13 protein-coding genes are annotated in these 16,705 nt (G+C 58.0%); 6 read left to right on the forward strand and 7 right to left on the reverse strand.

Annotated elements, in window-relative coordinates; all coding sequences use genetic code 11:
• The first annotated feature begins 106 nt into the window (after window positions 1–106).
• Window positions 107–640, forward strand: coding sequence for a TIGR02281 family clan AA aspartic protease (locus tag OVA03_RS07020; RefSeq protein WP_267527416.1), 534 nt, complete (start codon window positions 107–109; stop codon window positions 638–640).
• Here the strand turns inward: OVA03_RS07020 and OVA03_RS07025 are convergent.
• The 3 genes from OVA03_RS07025 to OVA03_RS07035 are packed head-to-tail and all read right to left on the reverse strand — an operon-like array spanning window position 629 to window position 2,549.
• Window positions 629–895, reverse strand: coding sequence for a helix-turn-helix domain-containing protein (locus OVA03_RS07025; RefSeq protein WP_267527417.1), 267 nt, complete (start codon window positions 893–895; stop codon window positions 629–631). The two genes, OVA03_RS07020 and OVA03_RS07025, sit on opposite strands and share 12 nt — an antisense overlap.
• On the reverse strand, window positions 864–1,676 hold the full coding sequence (locus OVA03_RS07030; RefSeq protein ID WP_267527418.1) for an AraC family transcriptional regulator ligand-binding domain-containing protein: 813 nt from the start codon (window positions 1,674–1,676) through the stop codon (window positions 864–866). Before OVA03_RS07030 ends, OVA03_RS07025 begins: the two co-directional genes overlap by 32 nt.
• A gap of 36 nt (window positions 1,677–1,712) precedes the next feature.
• Window positions 1,713–2,549 carry an oxidoreductase gene (locus tag OVA03_RS07035; RefSeq protein WP_267527419.1) on the reverse strand — a complete coding sequence of 279 codons (837 nt, stop codon included), beginning with the start codon at window positions 2,547–2,549 and terminating at the stop codon, window positions 1,713–1,715.
• A gap of 25 nt (window positions 2,550–2,574) precedes the next feature.
• On the opposite strand from OVA03_RS07035, the gene OVA03_RS07040 reads away from it, so the two are divergent.
• Complete coding sequence (locus OVA03_RS07040; protein WP_267527420.1) at window positions 2,575–3,267, forward strand: pyridoxamine 5'-phosphate oxidase family protein; 693 nt, start codon at window positions 2,575–2,577, stop codon at window positions 3,265–3,267.
• Window positions 3,268–3,509: 242 nt separating this feature from the next.
• Here OVA03_RS07040 and OVA03_RS07045 read toward each other — a convergent pair whose 3' ends face one another.
• A complete protein-coding gene (locus tag OVA03_RS07045) occupies window positions 3,510–4,070 on the reverse strand; it encodes a hypothetical protein (protein WP_267527421.1) in 561 nt (186 codons plus the stop codon).
• Window positions 4,071–4,159: 89 nt separating this feature from the next.
• Window positions 4,160–5,191 (reverse strand): tRNA dihydrouridine(20/20a) synthase DusA, encoded by a 1,032-nt coding sequence (gene dusA, locus OVA03_RS07050; RefSeq protein WP_267527422.1) that lies wholly within the window; start codon window positions 5,189–5,191, stop codon window positions 4,160–4,162.
• A 135-nt stretch (window positions 5,192–5,326) separates the two neighbouring features.
• Here dusA and galA point away from each other — a divergent pair, with 135 nt between their 5' ends.
• The 4 genes from galA (at window position 5,327) to OVA03_RS07070 (ending at window position 12,240) form a co-directional block, all read left to right on the forward strand.
• Window positions 5,327–7,828 carry a beta-galactosidase GalA gene (galA, locus tag OVA03_RS07055; RefSeq protein WP_267527423.1) on the forward strand — a complete coding sequence of 834 codons (2,502 nt, stop codon included), beginning with the start codon at window positions 5,327–5,329 and terminating at the stop codon, window positions 7,826–7,828.
• 77 nt (window positions 7,829–7,905) lie between these two features.
• A complete protein-coding gene (locus OVA03_RS07060; protein WP_267527424.1) occupies window positions 7,906–8,502 on the forward strand; it encodes a hypothetical protein in 597 nt (198 codons plus the stop codon).
• Between the two features lies 1 nt (window position 8,503).
• Window positions 8,504–10,018 carry a PepSY-associated TM helix domain-containing protein gene (locus tag OVA03_RS07065; RefSeq protein ID WP_267527425.1) on the forward strand — a complete coding sequence of 505 codons (1,515 nt, stop codon included), beginning with the start codon at window positions 8,504–8,506 and terminating at the stop codon, window positions 10,016–10,018.
• 128 nt (window positions 10,019–10,146) lie between these two features.
• Window positions 10,147–12,240 (forward strand): TonB-dependent siderophore receptor, encoded by a 2,094-nt coding sequence (locus OVA03_RS07070; RefSeq protein ID WP_267527426.1) that lies wholly within the window; start codon window positions 10,147–10,149, stop codon window positions 12,238–12,240.
• 128 nt (window positions 12,241–12,368) lie between these two features.
• Here the strand turns inward: OVA03_RS07070 and OVA03_RS07075 are convergent, their stop codons facing one another.
• Together OVA03_RS07075 and OVA03_RS07080 are read right to left on the reverse strand one after the other, a co-directional pair.
• Window positions 12,369–15,014 (reverse strand): TonB-dependent receptor domain-containing protein, encoded by a 2,646-nt coding sequence (locus OVA03_RS07075; protein ID WP_267527427.1) that lies wholly within the window; start codon window positions 15,012–15,014, stop codon window positions 12,369–12,371.
• An 87-nt stretch (window positions 15,015–15,101) separates the two neighbouring features.
• The gene (locus OVA03_RS07080) at window positions 15,102–16,601 is read right to left on the reverse strand and encodes a hypothetical protein (protein ID WP_267527428.1); all 1,500 of its coding nucleotides are present in this window, start codon (window positions 16,599–16,601) and stop codon (window positions 15,102–15,104) included.
• Window positions 16,602–16,705 lie beyond the last annotated feature (104 nt).

Genomic DNA, 16,705 nt, shown 5'->3' on the forward strand with positions numbered 1-16,705 from the left:
ACAAAAATCCCACCCGCCGATTCACTCTATAAAAACCATCTTGGGTTAGACTGATCCTTAAGGCGTAAAAAGCGCCGCCATAGATGGTTGGTTGGGATTAAATCCTATGTTGAAGTCGGCTGTTATACTTACCTGCGCCGTCGCCTGCGCCTTGTTTACTGGCCACACGGTTATGGCGCTGGACGACACCCTGTCCGCCCAGACGGTGAAGAGCGAAGCCCAAAGCCTGACCACGGTCGCCATGACCATCCCGGTTTTGCCCGCCAACGCGGGTTCAGTGACTTCGATCCCCAAGTCTCAGGACGGCCATTACTGGGCCGAAGCGCGCGTCAATGACGCCTCCGTGAAGTTTCTGGTCGATACCGGCGCCACCATTGTCGCCCTCACCCCGTCCGATGCCCTGCGGTTAGGGGTCGATGCCGATGAGTTGAAATACGACCGGCTGGTGACCACGGCGATGGGCAAGACCGAAGCCGCCGTCGTCAAACTGCGCTCCGTCCATATCGGTCAGACCGAAGTGCGCGACGTCGACGCCATCGTCATCCGTGAGGGCCTGAGCACGTCCCTGCTGGGTATGAGCTATCTTGGCCGCCTGTCGGGCTTTGAAGCCACCCGCACGGCGCTTATTTTAAAGCCTTAGATCCGTCTTCGCATCAATTAAAGACGTTTCATCGCCATGCGTCTTTCGCCATTGGTTTGGCGGCAGGCCTTCCCACTCGCGGAACGCCCGGCAGAATGAGCGGGTGTCCTGATAGCCCAGCAGATAGGCGATTTCGTCAATCCCGGACGTGCCATCGCGCAGAAGCTGACACCCCCATTCGCGGCGGGCGTCATTAAGTAAGGTGCGAAAACTCGTCCCTTCCTCAGGTAATCCGCCGCTGCAGCGTCCGCTCACTTAAACCCAGGTCCCTAGCGACCTCCGCTAATTCAGGGCGCCCGCTGGCCAGCTTTCCCTTAAGAACGGCCTTAACCTGATCCCCGATCGCGTCGCTCGCGTCCAGTTCCCCAAGCGCTGCCGACAGGGCGGGCGTCAGCATCTCAAGCAGTTCGGGATTGTGGCCAGGGAATGGGCGCTCAAGGTCACCGGGCTTGAGGATCAGCGCATTGCGAGCGGCACCAAAATGCACCGGACAGCCAAAAAAGGTCTGGTGCGCGCTGCCTTGTGGCTTTGGCCTCATCAACTCAACCCGCACAGGCGTCAGGTTTTGCCCGGTGCCATGACGGCCAATGGATAACAGCAGGGCGAACGCCACATCGGTAGAGACCGCCGGTTCCGGCTCCACGGCAAAAAGCCATTTTGTGGTCAGCGTAACCTCATGCTCGGTTTCCGTTATATATAACTCTTCCGGCGTGCACAGGCGTTTGAACCGCGCCGTTCGCATCAGGGCATCGCGGTAATCGCGCGCAAAATAGGCCGCCAGAAAGGCTGGGGGATAACCTTCCGGGTCGGACATTTCGACCAGTCTGATCCCGAACGCTGGCTCACTGCTTAAGGTCTCCAGCGCGCGCCATACGGCGAAATACTGGCCGGTACTGACGACCTGCGCGCCGCCCAGCACAGTGGCGGGCAGCCGCGCCTGACGCAGAACCGCCACCGGCGGCAGTCCGCACCGGTCCAGAGCCCGCCAGAAGGCGGGTGGCAGCTTGCAACGGTCGGCGGGAATGTGGCTGGTCATAAGCCTCGGTGCCCTCTTAGTCCTTAAGGTGTAGTATTACTTCATCTGGCTCAGTATAAGGCTGTCAAAGGCGCGATCACCAAACCATTTTCTAACGCTGATCATCATCTTGGCATACCGGCCGGCGGCATATCGTGTTTTAGGTCTGCGGGCCTTAATGGCCTTCGATATAACACGGGCGATCACCTCTGGTTTCGTACCGGTCCCTAGCTTGTAGCTTTGGAGGGTCACCTTGGCGACACGCTGCGTCACTTCGGCATAGGCACCGTCGCCTGATCGCTTGAGTATGCCGTCCACGACCACATCCCCGAAACCTGTGTCTATAATCCCAGGCTCAATCACGACCACCCGGATACCCAAGGGCTCCAGTTCCAGCCTCAAACAATCTGACCAGCCTTCAAGCGCATGTTTGGTCGCATGATACCAACTTCCCAGCAGGGTATATATCTTACCACCCATTGAGGTGATGTTTACGATCGTGCCCGCGCGTTTCGCGCGCATGGCCGGCAGCAAAAGCTGGGTCAGTCGCGCCGGTCCAAAGACATTGACCTCGAACTGATAACGCGCTTCGTCGATGCCGATATCTTCCATCGCCCCGAACAGGCCATAGCCCGCATTGTTGACGAGCACATCGACCGTTCCGGCCTGACTTAAAATGGTCTGCGCGGCCGCATCGACGTCTGCGGCTACGGAGATATCCATCTTGATGGCAATGGCGCCTTCGGCCACCAGATCGGCCATTTTATCGACGCTTCGGGCCGCGACATAGACGCGGTAACCGTCTTTGATCAGTTGCAGGGCGATGGCATGGCCCATACCGGAAGAGGCTCCGGTCACGACGGCGGTTTTGGCGGGTTTTGAGGTCTTTGACATTGTGTTTTCCTTTGTGATGGCCACAATGTCGCGCAATCTGGCGCAGGACACAGCCACCAAAGGCGCCATCTCATTCACAAAAGACGCCAAGTTTAAGGAGGCCTGCGTGGGTTACGATTATCTGGATCGCCTGATCACGCCTGCGGTCAAGGCCGCGCAAAGCGCCAACGGGGCGGCCGCCCTGTGGGAGCGCCACCATGACCGCCCCTCGGACCGCTTTACGCCCGCCGAGGCCGCGTTCATCGCCCAGCGCGACAGCTTTTACATGGCCAGCGTGTCTGAGAACGGATGGCCCTACGTTCAGCACCGCGGCGGGCCAGCGGGCTTTCTAAAGGTGCTGGATGACACCCACCTTGGCTTTGCGGATTTTCGCGGCAATCGCCAGTATATCAGCCTAGGCAATGTCAGCGTTGACGACCGCGTATCATTGTTTCTTATGGACTATCCGCATCAGGCCCGCCTCAAGGTACTGGCCCATGCGTCGGTTCATGATCTTAACCTTGAGCCAGACCTGGCCGCCAAACTGGCCACGCCGGGCTATCGCGGGGTGGCCGAGCGCGGGATTGTGCTGAGGCTTGCGGCCTTTGACTGGAACTGCCCGCAGCATATCACGCCCCGCTTCACGGCCCCAGAGATCGAGGCCGCCACCGCCCCTCTGCGCAACCGCATTGCCGAACTGGAGGCCGAAGTGGACGCCCTGCGTAAGGCGGGGGGATAGCCCCTTCTCCTCCCTGTTGCGCAGTAATGGGGACCGGGCCGCCGGAGCGGGTGGATCGGCGCGTTAGCGACGAGACGGAGGGGGATAGCTGAGGCATTACCAACGCACCGGCTTTTAAGGTGTAGCCCCCAAAAGCCTTTCAGACATTGAGGACGGCGCAGTACCCCTCCGTCATTTCGCTGCGCTCAATGCCACACCTCCCCATCTACGATAGGGAGGAGAAATCAAATGGCCCGTGTACGTCAACACCAGTGCTGTGAATGAAATGGCTTGCTGTAGGGCAACGTGCCCGCCCCCAAGAGGTCGATGCACTCTTTTCCCTCAGAGGCAGGGGTAAACTGTATTGAACCGCGCCCGTCAGTTGTGCCAATGAAGCGCCAATCCATACCGTCGGCGGAGTTCAAATCCTTATTTATATCCAGCTTGGTCGGAGAATAATGATGGCCGATAGCAAAGGCGTACACATTGCCACCGCTTCCAATCACAACCAAATTATTGTCTGGTGTTAGGTAAAACGACGCCCGCGTGGCTGGCCCCCAATTGCTCCAGAGCTTAGTCTTAAACTGTCCGGATTTATTATGAATAATGAGTTGATACGCACCTTCATCCCATTCGGGCAAAAACTGCATCTTAACGACAGTTTCCATTTCAGGGATCGGCACAATCGCTTCAGATGACGGGCGAGCACACCCCCACCAACCACCAAAGCAGATACAAATCAGAACAATCCAGATTAGGTAGTGGCGCTGCCAGATCATACCTAGCGGCCAACGACTAACCGTTACTTTGGCCTTTTGGCCCATTAACGCTCCCCTATCTGCATTTCCAGATATCAGCTAAAACCTATAACCATAACACTCAAAACTTCCGGGTGCAGGGGCCGCGCCCCTGCCTATTGAGCGGCTCCGGTGGCATAGGCTTCGCGGCGGGCGTCGGCGGCGGACATGGCGTCATGGACGGCGGCGATGGCCATATCCAGCACCTCAAGGCCTGCACCGTCGCGGATAGATTCCACCGTCATAATCCGCCGGAAAGCGCGCGCGCCGGGCAGGCCGTGCATGATCCCCAGCATGTGGCGCGTCATGGCGGGCAGGCTGACGCCCGCCTCCAGTTGCGCCTGCATATAGGGCCGGTAGGCCTCAAGCGCCGCAAACGGCCCGACATCGCCGTCCGCGCCAAACAAACGCCGATCGACCTGCCCCAGAAAGGCCGGTTCCTGATAGGCGGTGCGGCCCAGCATGACGCCATCAACGTGCATGAGGTGCTCATCGATCGCCTCAAAAGACGTGATGCCGCCATTGATGATGATGTTCAACTCCGGGTGGGCGCGTTTCAGGGCATAGACTAGCGGATAGTTGAGCGGCGGAATATCGCGGTTTTCCTTGGGCGACAGACCTTTTAACCACGCTTTGCGCGCATGGACGACAAAGGTGTTCACCCCGGCCGCAGCGCAAGATTCGACCAGCGCAAACAGGGCGGCTTCCTCGTCCTGATCATCGACGCCGATGCGGCATTTGACGGTCACGGGCAGGGTCACAGCCTCGGCCATCGCCTGCATGCAGTCGGCGACCAGTTGCGGCTCGCGCATCAGGCAGGCGCCGAATGACCCTGACTGCACCCGCTCGGACGGGCAGCCGCAGTTGAGGTTGACCTCATCATAGCCCCAGTCTTGCGCGATCTTCGCACACGCCGCCAGTTCTGCCGGATCAGAGCCGCCGATCTGCAAGGCCACCGGATGCTCAACCGGGGAATAGCCCAGCAATTTCTCCCGGTCGCCGTGGATGATCGCCCGTGAGGTCACCATCTCGGTATAGAGCAGCGCCTCTTTGGTCAGGGCGCGGTGAAAGGCACGGCAATGCCGGTCCGTCCAGTCCATGAGCGGGGCAACGGCAAAGGTATGACGCGAGGGCTTTTGCAAATTCATGCGGGCGCTTTACCAAGCTTTGGCGGAAAAGTCAGCCAGCTTCGTCATAGGCCAATTAAGACCCGCCGGGTTTTCGCTTGAAAGGCCGACTTTTTTATTTGTAAGATAATTTCAACAAAAAAAGAGGAAACCCACATGTCTGATCTCAACCGCCGCCACCTCCTGCAAACGGCCGCTGTAACGGGTGCTGCCCTGAGTGCGGGCTTAGGCACTGCGGACGCCATGGCCGCCCCGAAACTGGACACGCTTAGCGATATTTTCCCCAAGGACGATCTGGCGCCGCGTGAGCGCACGCTTATCGATTTTGACTGGAAATTCCACTTTGGCCACGCCAGCGATATCTATAAAGATTTCCGCTTTGGCGCGGCACAGGCGACCCATGCCAAGCAAGGGGCCAATGTCGCGTCATGCCTTGGGGCCGACTACGACGATTCCGGCTGGCGCACGCTGAACCTGCCCCATGACTGGGCGGTCGAGCTGCCGTTCGATCCTCATGCGGACTATATTCCTGAAACCGTGCGCGAGCATCACCCCCCGTCGGATCATGGCTATAAGCCGATCGGACGCGACTTCCTCGAAACCTCGATCGGCTGGTACCGCAAGATCGTGCCGGTATCGACGGCGGATAAGGGCAAGCGCCTGTGGATCGAGTTCGACGGCGTGTTTCGCGACGCCGTCATCATCTTCAACGGCTTTATCCTGAAACGCCATGAGAGCGGTTATACGTCTTTCAATGTCAACATTACCGACTTCATCAATACCGACGATAAGCCCAATGTGCTGGTGGTGCGCGTTGACGCCACCCAAGGCGAAGGCTGGTTCTACGAAGGGGCTGGCATCTACCGCCACGTCTGGCTGGTCAAGGCCCATGCCGTCCATATCCCGCAGTGGGGTGTCTGCGTACGCGGCAGTGCTGATGGCACGGTTGAGCTATTTACCCGCGTCTATAACAGCACTGACACGGCGGTTACGGTTACCGTAAAACCGGTAGCCACCGGTAAGGATGGTAAGGTTCACAGCCTGCCGGTTTTGTCGGCCACGACCATTCCCCCCCATAGCCATCGCACTATTGAACAAAAACTGGTCATCGGCGCCCCTGTGCTATGGGATATCGACAACCCCCATCTCTATCGGTTGTCGAGCGAAGTTCAGATCGACGGCCAGACGATTGATAAGGCCATCACCTACTTCGGCCTGCGCGATATCCGCTTTGATGCCGAAAAAGGCTTCTTCCTCAATGGCAAGCACGTCAAACTCAAAGGCACCAATAACCATCAGGATCATGCCGGGGTGGGTTCCGCTATCCCCGACGCCCTGCAACTGTGGCGGTTGCAGCAGCTTAATGACATGGGCAATAATGCCTATCGCTGCTCACACAATCCGCCGACGCCCGAAGTGCTGATGGCCTGCGACCGGCTGGGGATCGTGGTCATCGATGAGACGCGCAAGATGTCATCCAGTGAGGACGGCCTCTATCAGCTTGAGGCCATGATCGTGCGCGACCGTAATCACGCATCAGTCATCCTGTGGTCGATCTGTAACGAGGAACCGATGCAGGGCACCGATCGCGGCGTTGCGGTCGCCAAGACCATGAAGGCCCTGTGCAAGCGCCTTGATCCGACCCGGCCGGTAACGGTGGCGCTTGATAATTCCTACGATAAGGGCATCAAAGATGTCGTTGATGTGTTAGGCTTTAACTATCGCCACAACATCATGGAAAAGTTCCACGCCGACTATCCGCATATTCCTATTCTGGGGACTGAGACCGGCTCAACCGTCTCAACGCGCGGGGAATATGTGACAGATGCCGCCAAATCGTTCGTGCGCGCCTATGATACCGAACATCCGTGGTGGGCCTCGACCGCCGAGGCCTATTGGCCGCTATTCGACGAAAAGCCGTTTATTGCCGGAGCCTTTATCTGGACCGGCTTTGACTATCGCGGGGAGCCGACGCCCTATAACCGCTGGCCGGCTATTTCGTCGCAGTTTGGCATTCTGGATACCTGCGGCTTCCCCAAGGACAACTATTATTATTACCGCGCCTGGTGGAAGGCTGAGCCGCTGCTGCACCTGTTCCCGCATTGGAACTGGGAAGGCCGTGAGGGCGAAACCATCCCCGTCTGGGTTCATTCCAACCTTGATGAGGTTGAGTTGTTCGTTAACGGCAAGTCGGCAGGCAGGAAGCCGGTCGTCAAGAACCGCCACCTGGAATGGGATGTCGTCTATCAGCCCGGCAAAATTCAGGCCTTTGGCTATAAGGGCGGCAAGGTCGTGATGAAGCAAACCCGCGAAACCGCAGGGCCTGCGGCGAAACTAGTGCTGACAGCGGATCGTGCGACGCTCAAAGGTGATGGTACTGATATGGCGATCCTCAAGGTCGAAGCCTTCGATGCCAAGGGCCGTGCGGTACCAAAAGCGGATCATCTGGTGACCTTTAGCGTCTCCGGCCCCGGTGCGGTGATCGGCGTCGGCAATGGCAATCCGGTCAGCCACGAAGCCGATAAGGCCTCACAGCGCAAGTTGTTCAACGGTCTGGCGCAGGCGATTGTCCAGACCGATCGTAAAGCCGGGGCCATCACCGTGACCGCCAGCGCCGAAGGTCTGCGGGCCGGAAGCGTGAAACTGACGGCGGGCTAAAAGGCTTCGAACAAAACGAATGCAAATGCCTCGCAGTTTCTGTTTACAGAGCGGCTTGCATTTGTTATCGCGTGATCATGACTTTTATTCTCACCGTGATCGCCGTCGCCCTGATCGCCGCCGCCATGGGTTTGCTATATGTCAAATGGCGGGGCGAAGGTTTGCCGCCTCACCTGTTGGCCGTCGCCGTGCCGGTGGCGTGGGGGTGTTTATGTATATCGGCAGCCCTGTGGATGCGCGCCTATACACCGGATTTTGGCCTGTCGGTCGGGTTTTTGGTCTTCATGAGCCTGCCGCTGATCATCATCGGTTGGCAGGGCTACAGGGGCTGGACATCGGCCCCGCTCAGCCATCGGGAGCGCCGCGAAAAGGCCCCCGCCGACCCCACGGCCTCGCCCGGTAAGGGTTTACGTATCACCGCGCGGGTTCTGTCCTGCCTGATCGTCGCCCCCGTCACCGGCATGGCGATAGGCCTTCTGGCGTGGGCCTATATGCCGGGTCACGGTGCCACCCGCTATGCCTGGGCGGTATTTTTCTTCACCCTGTCGTTCGCCGTCGCCCTGATCGTGGGCTTGGCCGCCCAGCGCCCGTGGCGGGCCACCGGCCTGATTGCCCTCACCGGTGCCGCCGCCTCCGCCCTTGTCAGCCTGCCTATCCTTACGGGAAGCGTTTAATATGTCCGTCTGGCCCAAAGTCCACGCCCCGTTCGTTCGCCGCCTGTTGAGCGGCCATAAGATTCTGGGGCTTGCCCTGTGCGGCATATTGTATCTGATCTGCATGACCGGCTGGGCCGGGGTCTATTATGTTGAAGTTGAGCGCTGGGAACGGCCCAATGTGCCGGAATTTTCCACAGCCACCCCCGAAGCGATTGCGCGCGCCACGGCGGATATGCGTAAGGTTATGCTGGCCGATGATCACCGCGGGCCGCTCGATACCGATCTTTATATCACCACCCCGTCGCAGGCCATGCCGCGCCTGACGGTGGGCTATGGTCACGAAGCGCGCGCCTATGATCAGGATGGCCGCTATGTCGGCCCTGCCAGCCACGACCTTACCCACTTTTTGACCGAACTGCACTACTATCTGCACCTGCCCGAAACCTTCGGCATGATCGTCGTCTGCCTGTTCGGGGTCGGGATGATGGCCTTGCTGATCGGCGGAGCTTTGTCCCACCCCAAGATGTTCCGCGATGCCTTTGCCATTCGCGTGCGTAGACAAGGGCATTTGACCCGCGCCGACATCCATAACCGCATCGGGGCATGGACCCTGCCGTTCGGGCTGATCATTACGCTTACCGGCACGGCCATCGGCCTGGGGCAACTGGTCGCGCTGGTCATGGGCGCGCTCTATTATGACGGCAATAGCCTTAAGGCCTATGAGCCCATATTCGGCACCCCCGAAGACGTGACGGCAGCCACCGGAGGCTTACCGCTTCAGGACGGCGCGATGATCAACGCCATCACGAACCTCAAGGCCGCCCAGCCGGATCAGCCGATCACCTTCATCGCCATCCGCATGGTCGGCACCCCGACCGAGTTCATCGAGATCACCACCAAGCCCAATCAGCGTCTGGTCTACGGCGAAGCGTGGCGGTTTGACTCTATGGGCAACCTCAAGGGCAGCTATAATCTGTCCGATGGTCCGGCCGGCCGTCAGGTTGCCGCCAGTCTGTACGACCTGCATTTCGGATCGTTTGGCGGCTGGCCGGTCAAGCTGATCTACGTCATTCTGGGCTTTGGCCTGACGGTCATGATCGCGGCGGGCATGGATATCTGGCTGATCAAATCGGCCGAAAAGGGCAAGCCCCATCCGCTGATCCACCGGTTATGGACCGTGCTGATCTATGGTTCACCCGCCCTGATTGCCGTCACATTTGCCTTGGGCATGGGGCTTAATCTGCCGCCGGTGGCGATATTTTGGGGCGGCATGGCGCTGATGGCGGTGCTCACCCTGATCAGTCCGCGCTTCAGCGACGCCCCCATTGCCGACGTGTCGCGCCTGATGCGGCTGGCTCTGGGCCTGAGCCTGCTGGCCATGGCAGGTGTCCATCAGGCGACCCACATGTCATTCACCGCCGCCGCGTTACAGGTCAATATCTTACTGGTTCTGTTAGGCGTCGGGTTAACTCTTACCGCCGCACGCGGCTGGCTCACCGCCCGTAAGGCGATGATGTTGCAAATAGGTCAGTAGCCCCGCCAATTTGCAATTAATTCTCAATCAAACTTGACTTCCGCGCCCGCAAGAGTCATTGCGACGCATTGTTAAAAATTAGCTAGCAGCTTTGTGTGTGACCAGCGCAAAACAAGGGCCTTTACCTGATGTTCAAATCCTCCCTGCGGGCGACCGCTTCTGTCCTCATTCTGTCCAGCCTGACCTTCGCCCTGCCCGCCGCCGCCGATGATGCGGCGGATGCTGACGCAGGCGACGTGCGTGAAGTCATCGTCATGGGCAAACGCGTTATCCGCGAGTCCGCCGGTGCCACCGGCCTTGACCTGAGTTTGCGCGAGACGCCTCAGTCAGTGACCGTGATCAGCGCCCAGCAGATGAAAGATTTCGCGCTGACCGAAGCCAACCAACTGCTGGCCACCCTGCCCGGCATCAATGTGGAAGCGTCAGAAACCGACCGCACATATTATAATTCGCGCGGCTTTGACGTCGTGAATTTTCAGGTCGATGGCGTAGGTCAGCCGCTGGACTGGGGGCTGCAAACCGGCGCGCTGGATGTCGCCATCTATGAGCGCATCGAATCGGTCAGAGGGGCCAACGGCATGATGACCGGCACCGGCAACCCGTCAGCCACGATCAACTATATCCGTAAGCGACCCACAGAGGATTTCCGCGGCAACCTTTCCGCCAGCTATGGCACCTGGGATAATCTGCGCCTGACCGGTGATGTCTCCGGCCCGCTCAATGCCGATGGAACCGTCCGTGGCCGTTTCGTCTACGCCAATAGCGATTCTGAATCCTATCTTGATTACTACGGCGTCAATCGTAACGTCTTTTACGGCGTTCTGACCTGGGACATCACTGAAAAGCTCAACGCCACCGTCGGTCACTCCAAACAGGATAATCTGGCGACCGGCAACAACTGGGGCGCCTTGCCTCTGGTCTATACGGATGGCACCCCGATCAATTACGACGTATCGGCCAATAGCTCAGCGCCGTGGACCTACTGGGACACGCACAATGCCGTCACGTTCAGCGAGTTGTCCTACGCCTTTGACAATGGCTGGACCATCAAGGGCGTCTATACCTACAAAGACCTGAGCGACGAAGCCAAACTGGTCTATGCCTATAACTATCCTGACAAAACGACCGGTCTGGGCGTGGCGGCAGCCGCCGGTTATTATCCGTCGAACTGGGAGCAGCACCTGTTCGATGTGGTGGCCAATGGGTCGGTTTCCCTGTTCGGGCGCGAGCATCAGGTGGTCTTGGGCTTAAATACGGTCAAGAGCGACACTGACCGATGGGCGGGGGCATCCGCAGCGTTTGCTTATCCGGCCTATCAGGGGGCGAACATCATTGCCCCGTCTGAACCTGTGTTCGCCACACCCTATCAGGCTGCGGACGTCACGGATGAACTGGTGCGCGCCTATGCCGCCATTCATCTGAACCTCACCGACCGCCTTAAGGGCATCGTCGGCCTCAACAGCATCGACCTTAAGACGGACGGCGTCTCTTACGGTGTTTCTCAGGATCGCGATGAAAAGAAGGTCAGCCCCTATGTGGGCGTTGTCTATGATGTGAACACCAATGTCTCGCTTTACGCCAGCTACAGCGACATCTTCAACCCGCAGGCGGAAGTCGACATCAATCGCAACCGCCTGCCGTCAGCCCAGGGCAAAAGCTATGAAGCCGGGGTAAAGTCTGAGTGGTTCGAAAACCGCCTCTATGCGACCGCGTCGGTCTTCAAGTCGGAACAGAGCGATCTGGCTGAATTCATAGGCTATATCCCGAACACATGGGATTCTTATTACGAAGGCATCGACACGATCGTCAAGGGCTATGAGTTTGAAGTCTCCGGCAAGATCACCCCGAACTGGAGCCTGAACGGCGGCTGGACCGATCTGTCGATCGAAGACTCTGATGGCAATGATGCGCGGGTATATCTGCCGCGTCAGTCGCTGAAGATCGCCACCACCTATAGTCTGCCTGAATACCGTGATCTGAAACTGGGCGGTTCGCTCCGCTGGCAAAGCGACACCGAAACCACCGCCCTGACCACCGTTATTGAGCAGGAAGCCTACAGCGTCGTTGATTTGTTCGGCAGTTTGAAAGTCACCGATAAGGTGCGCGCCTCACTGAACATCAAAAACGCCTTTGATGAAAAATATTGGGGTGGCCTGCGCTGGGGTCAGTCCTTCTACGCCGCGCCACGCAGCGCGATGGTCACCCTCGACTACACGTTCTAAGATTTAGTCGGGCTAAGACGAGCACAATGAAAAGGCCGGAGCATTTATGATGCTCCGGCCTTTTTTGTATCAAAGAAAAGCCCCTCCGCCAGAAGCGAAGGGGCTTAAATTTATCCAGATCAGCTATCTTAGAACTGGGTCGACAGGCTGACCGAGACGCTTTGGCCGATATCGTAGTTGTTGATATTCACGCGGCCATTGCGCTCCTGGTACTCTTCGTATTCGGTGCCGAGCAGGTTGCGGATTTCAACCCCAAAGTTCAGTTCCTGACCGAAGGCATCAAAGCCCTTACGGTAGGTGAAGTCGAGCATAGCACCCGGCTCCTGAATGTAGTCAGGATAGCCCGGCTTACCACGCGCCGAGACGCGCTCGGAGACGTAGGTCAGCAGAAGTGTAGCTTGTGACTTGGCTTCCACGTCGTTCCAACCGAACTGAAGGTTAGCGACATGCTCCGACTGCCCCTGAAGGCGCGAGCCGTCGATGATGTAGTTGGTGGCCGGTGTCGGCTGACCCTGGTTAGCCGCGGTGTAGACTACATCACCCGACTTTGCCTGAACCTCTGAGTCCGTCCAGGTGTAGTTGGCCGCAACCAACCATTTCTTGGAGGCGAACCATGCGCCTTCGACCGGTGAGTCGAACTCGCCCTTATAGTCGAATTCCAGACCCATCAGCGTGGCTTTAGGCGCGTTGATGTAGGACTGCTGGCCTTCGCCGGAACCGGTATCCAGGATGACGGCTTCAACCGGCTTTTCGATGTCCTTATAGAACAGGCCTGCGGTGATATATTGGCCGGCGTCGTAGTACCACTCATAACGGGCATCGAAATTGGTGATTTCGGTATCGGTCAGATAGGGGTTACCGACAAACAAGCGATCCTGCTCAGGATCAAGATAGACCTGCGGGGCCAGTTCACGGAACTGCGGACGACCGATGGTCTTGGAGATACCGCCGCGAACCTGCATATCATCCGCGAAGTTCCAGGTCACCGTCGCCGATGGCAGGACATATTCTTCCTTGAGCGGCTGAATAGGTGTTGGCGTCGCCCCCGAGGTAAACAGGTTGATCGCGGTTATGCGCTGTTTGGCCGATTCAAAACGTAAGCCCGCCGCTAAGCGCACCAGCGGAATGATCTCGACATCAACCTTAGCGAATGCCGCGTTGACGAACAGACCGCCTTCATAGGCCGCCGCCCCGTCGCCGCCGGTGACTTCGGTCAACACCAGACGATCCGGCGAGATGTTGAAGTCGGACAGCAGGAAGTCAACACGGGTATATTGCACCGGGGTCGGCAGGGTGTTGTTTGGTGTCAGGAAGCTGAACTGACGCGTCCAGGAGTCACGTTTGTTTTCAAGAATATCAAACCCGCCGGTCAGTGTACCGTCACGGCCTTCACCGAGCGAGAAGTCGTAATCGAGGCTGGCACCGGCGCTCTTGACCTTATCGTTCAGTTCCGAGAAGTCGGTACGATTGCGATAGCGCGAGGCGTCATGATACCAACGGCCTTCGAGTCCAACCCCGTAAGTGATTGACTTTTCATATGGTACGTCACGCTCGGTTTGAGCATAGGATGCGCGCCAGTTCAATGACAGCTTATCGGTCAGGTCAGACGTACCATTCAACTGGGTGGAGAACAGTTGACGCTCATACCATCCGGTTTGTTCACGGCGCCGTTCATCACCGTTAGCTCCGTCGCTACCTTCGCGGACCTGAGTACGCTTGGTGGTGTTGCGGATGAACAGGTTGGTCCACTGCACCGAATGTTTATCCATGCGGTAGCCCAGACCAAACAGGCCGTTCAGGCTGACATTGTTTTCCGATGTCTCATATTCGTAATCGTCATAAACAGCCAGCTTATCGAGATCGTTCACGGCAGTCTGCTGGATACCGTTGCGGACTTTCCAGCTATTGGAAAAATCAACCAGACCGATCACGCCCAGTTCGCCCGTCGCAACATCAAAGCTGCGGCCACCAACCACGTTAAAGCTGAAATTGGCAGGCAGTGTGTCGGTTTCCTGAATGAGGTTCAGGGGCGCGTTGACAAAGTCCTGACCGATCTTTTGCAGTTCCAAATCGGTGAAATTGCCTTGTGTGACCTGCTTGCCGGTAGCGATGGCCTGACGCAGGCGCAAAGGCAGCTTGCGCGTGCCATCGTCAAAGCCGAGCCCATCACTGTCAGAACCGTAGTGGGTAAAGGCATGCTGACCCGTAGTTTCGGTGTTGCCGCCGGTGCTGAGGCTTAAGGACAGGAAGGGTTCAGCCGGGGTCGTAACCGTCTTCAGATCGACCACGCCGCCACCGAATTCAGCCCAGAGTTCAGCAGAATGGGTCTTCTGCACTGACAGACGGCTCAGGATGGAAGACGGGAACAGATCGAGCGGCACAACACGCTGAAGCGGCTCAGGCGACGGCAAGGGCGACCCGTTCAGAAGCGCTGATGAATAGCGCTCGCCCAGACCACGCACATAAACGAAACGGCCTTCGACCAGCGACAGGCCGGTCACGCGAGTAAGGGCAGTGGCTGCCGAGTCATCGCCGGTACGCTTTAGGTCTTCCGAGGTCATAATGGCGGTGACTTCGGCGGTACGGCGCATGGAATTGGGCACGAACTTGCCCTTTACCGTCACTTCGGTAATGGGCTCTTCGGCAGAGTCAGTAACTTCAGGCACCACGTCCGATTGGGTGGTCGCGGTGGCATCCTGGGCCATCACACTCATGGGCGCGGCCAATGCCGTCGTCGCCATAAGCAGAGCCAGGGAAAGGGTTGTGGGCTTCATGTGATCAAACCTTTGCTGATCAAAAAAGGAAAAAGGGCGTCGGGCCATAGCCGGCCTGACGCCCCGCATCAGGCGCTTATACTTTGATTAGCAAGGGTTGCTGTCCAGACCGCAAGACCAGCCCTTCCACCAGTTGTCATTGGCATCCTTGACGGCACCGATATAGGTGGTCGTCGAGAAGGTGGCAGAGACGCTGGTCAGAGCCGTGCCGGTGACCGGGGTCACAGCCGCTTCATTGGCACCGTTGACAAAATCAGCCAATGTGGAGGTTCCGGCGGAAGTTACGTTGGAACCTGCGTTGAAAATGGAAGCCGTGTTGACCGTATTGTTGAGAGCTGCAGTAGAGCTAAACGAACCGAAAGGTGAAGCAAAGCCCGACATATATACCGAGTTGAAGCTCGGAGCCGCAGACGCTGTGGCGGCAGCTATCATGTTGATGCCAAAAGCTGAGGTCGAAGACGTATTATGAATAACGGAGTTTACCATCGCAAGGTCGGTACCTGAGTTCAACTCAATACCCATCGAGGCAACTGACGAACGACGTATAATCGTAGCGTTGGCAATCTTAGGCGTCGAAATCAGAGCAGCGTTACCGGCGCTCGACATTTCAAACAGACGGTCACCGCCGTTATCGCGTTGCTTGATGATCAGGAATTGCAAGGCACCGGAGTAGCCGTTGTCAGTATCCAGGCTGTCGTCATCGTTGCCGGTCAGGATGATGTGCTTCAGGTTGACCGTGCCGCCGAACATTTCCATGCCGTCGTCGGACGAGTTGTGAACCTGAACATACTCAACTGTAGTACCCGAACCGACACCGGCGAAGGTAATGCCGTTCAGTTCCTTGGCGGGCAGAACTTCAAAGCCCGAATGTTGCACGCGAACGTACTTCAGGATACCGGAGTTGTCGTTAGCTGTGTTGCCGCCGTAGAAAGCGTTGGTGCCTTCGACCTGACCTTCGGAACAGGCAACGTTCGGCGGGGTCACGCCGGATGGACAGACGTTGGTCGGTGCGCGACCGGCGATGACCAGACCACCCCATTGACCGATGGCGTTGGCGCCTGCAGTGCCTTCAATGCCTTGCTTGGAGGTGAAGATAATCGGTTCAGCGGCGGTACCCGAGGCGAAGATTTGCGAACCGCGGCTGATGATCAGGTAGTCAAGACCGGCCGAGCCGAAGATCTTCACGCCCGGCGCGATGGTCAGAGTGCCTTTGGAACCGGCCAAAGGGGCGGCTGGGTTAGCGCCGAGATCGTCACCGACCTGAACGCGACCGTTGATGGAGTAAACAGCGCCAGCAACCTTATTCAGAACCAGATCACCGGTGATCAGGTTTGGCAACTGACAGGCGCGCAAGGTGTTGTTGGCGACCAGGCCACCATCGAGCAGGCCGGCCGGGCAGGCAGTAGCCGGCGTACCATTGCCCGGCGTTGAGCTGCTGCTCGAAGACGATGAACCGCCGCCGACCAATATGCCTTCGCCAGGGGAAGCCACGCCGTCAGCACCACCGCAGGCGGCCAGCGTCAGGGCTACGCCGAGGGCAGCGCCACCGGTCATGAGCGCGATACGGAATTTTCTGGATTTGATCATGTCTTTGTCTCCAACGTTTGACAGGCGTCGAAGAGCGAAGACCGCTCTCCCCCACAACAAAGGTCGTTTTTGCCTTAAGAGGGGCTTATAGGGGCGCTATATGA

Source organism: Asticcacaulis sp. SL142, assembly GCF_026625745.1.
Classification (GTDB): Bacteria; Pseudomonadota; Alphaproteobacteria; order Caulobacterales; family Caulobacteraceae; genus Asticcacaulis.